The organism is Frankia sp. CcWB3, assembly GCF_977927595.1.
This window is the reverse complement of the sequence record NZ_CDWRCK010000294.1, coordinates 1-4,677: the sequence shown is the minus strand read 5'-3', so window position 1 is coordinate 4,677 and position 4,677 is coordinate 1. Positions and strand designations below refer to the sequence as shown.

The window sequence follows — 4,677 nt, the reverse complement described above, 5'->3', positions numbered from 1 at the left end:
CAACAAATGGCTGCCCCGATGAACTTCCCAAACAGGCCCTAGCGGTCCCGATGGCAAGCGGCGGCCGCTTCCCGGCGACATCCGGTGGGCCGGTCCTCGACGGTGCCGGCGCGGCGACCACGCCCGCCGACCCCGGACTCGACCAGGCCGCCGCCCTCACCCGCATGTTCACCGACCGCGGGTTGCGGGTCACGCTGCGGATCGTGCCCGCCTCGGCGGGCTACGTACCCTCCGTCGCCGGCCTCGCCGCGGGGCTCGAACGGTTGGCGACGCGGTTCCGCGACGTGCCGGGCCTGCTCGGCTACGAGGTGCCCGAGGGTGGTGGCGGCGGTGAGAGTCTCGTAGCGGCGGTGGCCGCGCATGACGGCACTCACCTGCTGTGGCGGAACCGGCCCGCCCCGTTCGACGCCGCATCGACGGTGGCGGTCAATGATCCGACCGGATACCTGGTCGGCTGGAAGGACGGGTCGGCGGCCAGCGTCCGCGGTCTCGTCGCCTCCGCCGACGCGTTCGGCCTGAGCTGGTTCTACGACGCCCCGAGCCCGACCGGGGGCACGGTGGGCACCGCCGCGCCCGTCGGGAGCAGCGGCGCCGAACGCCGGGCGCCCGCCCCGCCCGCAGACATCGTCCGCCCCTACCCCGTGGCCATCGCCGGGGTACCGGAGGTGTTGCGCTTCGACGCGTCGCGGGTGCTGATGGTGGCCTACCGGACCACGCCGTCGGCCGGGCCGCCCCTCGCTGCCGGCACGGCGACCGCGATCAGCGTGCCGGCCTGGTCCTATCCGACGGGCTACCAGGTGCAGGTCACCGGGGCGCGGGTGACGTCCGCGCCCGGGGCTGGTCTGCTCTGCCTCGTCAATGATCCCGGCGCCGCCCGGGTCGAGGTCCGGGTCTCCCCGGCGACCGGTCCCGCGGTGACTCCGCCGTCCGTCGCGGGTGCGGCCGGCTGCCGCGCGACGCCGGCGATCGTCCCGGCAGGAGGGCGGTCGCCGGGGCCGGGCGGTCCGCGGGCGGCGGCGTCCGGGGATGACGCCACGGAGGAGTACTCCGGGCCGCTGCTGTGGCTGCTGCCGTTGATCGGTGCCGCCCTGGCGGCGCTGCTGCTCGGGGCCTTGCTGCGCCCGTGGCGCCGGCGCTCGGGCCCTGGCCCGGGGTGGTCCGCGGCCGAGCCGCCGACCATGGCGGACACCTCGGTCGGAGGAGACTGAGCCGGTGGGAACCCGCTTCTTTTACGACACCGAGTTCATCGAACGCACCGACACCGGTCATCACTGGCTCGATCTGGTCAGCATCGGAATCGTCAGCGAGGACGGCACACAGCGGTACTATGCCGTGTCGACCGAGTTCGATCCGTCGTGGGCCGTGCCCTGGGTCCGTCGCAACGTCATCGACCAGCTGCCGTCGCCGTCGGGCGAGGCGTGGAAGCCGCGGGCCCGAATCCGTGACGAGGTCGCCGCGCTGTTGACCGCGGGTGGTACCCCCGAGCTGTGGGCCTGGTACGGGGCCTATGACCACGTGGTGCTCTGCCAGCTCTTCGGTAGGATGCCCGCCCTGCCCGCCCAGCTGCCCCGCTTCACCCGGGACCTGCGTCAGCTGTGGGAGGAAGTGGGCCGGCCGGTTCTTCCCGCACCGCCGCCCAACGCCCACGATGCGCTCGCTGACGCCTTGCACAACCTCGCCCGGTGGCGGGTTCTCGCCCCGCTGCGCGCCCAGGCCGCCGCCGTCTCGGACCCATCCCGATGAGTCACCCATCCCGATGAGTCGATGACGCGGCCGCGGCGGCCTATCGTCGCCACGCCACGTAACCACAATGTTGTCCTGAAGTACGGCCCTCCCGCTACGCTGCCGCCGGAGAAAGCGGTGTACGGTCGACGGGAGAACTCGGGATGAGGATCGGCGTACTGACCGGTGGCGGCGACTGCCCGGGACTCAACGCGGTGATCCGGGCCGTCGTGCGCAAGGGAGAGAGCGTCTACGGCCACAGCTTCGTCGGGTACCGGGACGGCTGGCGGGGGCCGCTGACCGGCGAGACGGTCCCTCTGGACATCGCGGCCGTGCGGGGGATCCTCCCGCGCGGCGGCACGATCCTCGGCTCCAGCCGCACGAATCCCTACGCCGCCGTGGACGGGCCCGCGCTGGTGCGCGAGCACCTCGCCGCCGCCGCGGTGGACGCGCTCATCGCGATCGGCGGGGAGGACACCCTGGGGGTGGCCGCCCAGCTGCACGCCGAGGGACTGCCCGTGGTCGGAGTGCCCAAGACTATCGACAACGACCTCTCCGCGACGGACTACACCTTCGGTTTCGACACCGCGGTCAACATCGCCACGGAGGCGATTGACCGGCTGCACACCACCGCGGAAAGCCATCACCGGGTGTTGATCGTTGAGGTCATGGGCCGCCATGCCGGGTGGATCGCCCTGCACAGCGGCATGGCGGGGGGAGCCAACGTCATTCTCATCCCGGAGCGGCCGTTCGATTTCGACAAGGTGTGCGCCTTCGTCGAGGCTCGATTTGCCACCCACTACGCGCCGATCATCGTCGCGGCCGAGGGCGCCGTCCCGATCACGGGCACCATGGTCGCCAGGGAGGGCGAGGTCGATGCCTTCGGGCATGTCCGTCTGCAGGGCATCGGGGCGGTCCTGGAGACCGAGATCCGCGCCCGCACTGGTCGTGACGCGCGTGCCACGGTGCTCGGGCATCTGCAGCGCGGCGGCACGCCCACGGCCTTCGACCGGTGGCTCGCGACGCGTTTCGGACTGCACGCCGTCGACGCCGTGCACGAAGGCGACTTCGGGGTGATGGTCGCCCTGCACGGCACCCGCATCGACCGGGTTCCGCTGCAGGATGCGACCCGTGAGCTCAAGACGGTGCCCGAGGAGCTCTACCACGAGGCCGAGATCTTCTTCGGCTGACCCGGCTGACCAGGGAAGGGGCGGGCCGTCGGGCCGGACCCGGTCCGGGAGCCAGGGCTGGGTGCCGATTCCCGGGCGGATGCCTGTCCGAAGGAAGATGCCGATTCCCCGGAAAAATGTCGGGCGATGGTGACCGCCCGAACTCGACTGGGCCCGTACCCTGGTGTCGTGAGCGTACTGGATCTCTGGCGGACCCTTCCGGCCAAGCAGCAGCCGTCCTGGCCTGACCCGGCAGAGTTGAGAGCCGCCTACGACCAGCTTGCGGCCCTCCCCCCGCTGGTTACCGCGCCCGAGGTTCGGTCCTTGACCGACCGTCTCGCGCTGGTTGCTCGGGGCGAGGCGTTCCTGTTGCAGGGCGGTGACTGCGCCGAGACCTTCGTGGCGAACACCGCCGACAAGATTCGGGACAAGGTCAAGACGCTGCTGCAGATGGCGGTCGTCCTCACCTATGGTGCGAGCACGCCGGTGGTGAAGGTCGCCCGCATCGCCGGGCAGTACGCCAAGCCGCGGTCCGCGGACATCGAGGCCAGCACCGGGCTGCCCTCCTACCGGGGCGACGCCGTCAACGACATCGCGCCCACGGCCGCCGCGCGGCGGCCCGATCCGATGCGGATGGTCGCCGCCTACCATCAGAGCGCAGTCGCGCTGAACCTCGTGCGGGCCTTCGCCACCGGCGGTTTCGCCGACCTGTCGAAGGTCCACGAGTGGAACAAGGCGTTCGTGCGGGATTCCGCGGCGGGTCGCCGCTACGAGGTGATGGCGACGGACATCGAGCGTGCCCTCGCCTTCATGGCCGCCTGTGGCATCGACCTCGATCGGACCGCCGCGCTGAGCGGGGTCGAGCTGTTCACGAGTCACGAGGGCCTTCTGCTGGAGTATGAGCGTGCTCTGACCCGGATCGAGGACGCCACCGGCGATCCGTACGACCTGTCCGCCCACATGATCTGGATCGGCGAGCGGACCCGGGACCTCGACGGTGCCCATGTCAACCTGCTGTCCCGGGTGGGCAATCCGATCGGCTGCAAGATCGGGCCGAAGGCTGGCCCGGACGAGGTCCTCGAGCTTGCCGAGCGGCTCAACCCCGACCATGTCCCCGGCCGGCTCACCCTGATCTCCCGGATGGGGGCGAAGCGGGTCCGGGACACGTTGCCCTCGATCATCGAGAAGGTCAACGCTGCCGGGCCGCCCGTGGTGTGGTCGTGCGATCCGATGCACGGCAACATCCGTGACGTGAGCGGCGTCAAGACGCGCCACTTCGATGATGTCCTCGATGAGGTCTTCGGCTTCTTCGAGGTCCACAAGGCGTTGGGCACCCACCCCGGTGGCCTGCACATCGAGCTGACCGGGGAGAACGTCACCGAGTGCCTCGGTGGGGCCGAACTCATCGGGGAAGACGACCTCGGCGGCCGTTACGAGACCGCCTGCGACCCACGTCTGAACACCGGGCAGGCGCTGGAACTGGCCTTCCTCGTCGCCGAGATGCTGCAGAACACCCGGGGAGAACGCGGCGCCGTGGCCCTCGTGGGCTAACGGGATCCCGGCGTCGGCACCCCGTCCGGGGGGCTCTGCGGCGAGGGCGCGCCTACCGTGGTCGGCGTGGCATCGGAGGCGGTCGTGTCGTCTGCCGGGGTCGTGGCGGGAGCCGCGTCGGTGCCCCGCCTGCCGGGCGGGTTGGCTGATTCGGTGATGATCAGCTCTGGTGAGGCGGGGACCGACGCCGATGACGGTGCCGGGGTTGTGGCGGGAGCCAGGGCCAGGGTCGGGG

Annotated in this window: 4 protein-coding genes; all 4 read left to right on the top strand. The window is 71.3% G+C overall.

Annotated features, from left to right (window positions below; genetic code table 11):
* Window positions 1-1,208 (top strand): hypothetical protein (locus tag ACY5KJ_RS17765; protein WP_462203893.1); only part of this gene is annotated, 1,208 nt, incomplete at its 5' end.
* Between the two features lie 4 nt (window positions 1,209-1,212).
* Complete coding sequence (locus tag ACY5KJ_RS17760) at window positions 1,213-1,743, top strand: polyadenylate-specific 3'-exoribonuclease AS (RefSeq protein ID WP_462188638.1); 531 nt, start codon at window positions 1,213-1,215, stop codon at window positions 1,741-1,743.
* A 143-nt stretch (window positions 1,744-1,886) separates the two neighbouring features.
* Window positions 1,887-2,912, top strand: a complete 1,026-nt coding sequence (locus ACY5KJ_RS17755; protein ID WP_462203892.1) for a 6-phosphofructokinase — start codon at window positions 1,887-1,889, stop codon at window positions 2,910-2,912.
* Window positions 2,913-3,038: 126 nt separating this feature from the next.
* Window positions 3,039-4,442, top strand: a complete 1,404-nt coding sequence (locus ACY5KJ_RS17750) for a class II 3-deoxy-7-phosphoheptulonate synthase (RefSeq protein WP_462203891.1) — start codon at window positions 3,039-3,041, stop codon at window positions 4,440-4,442.
* Window positions 4,443-4,677: the final 235 nt, after the last annotated feature.

Bases quoted from the DNA above. Each gene is read 5' to 3' on its own strand.
- ACY5KJ_RS17750 (WP_462203891.1), top strand. From the start codon at position 3,039: ATGGTGACCGCCCGAACTCGACTGGGCCCGTACCCTGGTGTCGTGAGC.
- ACY5KJ_RS17755 (WP_462203892.1), top strand. From the start codon at position 1,887: ATGAGGATCGGCGTACTGACCGGTGGCGGCGACTGCCCGGGACTCAAC.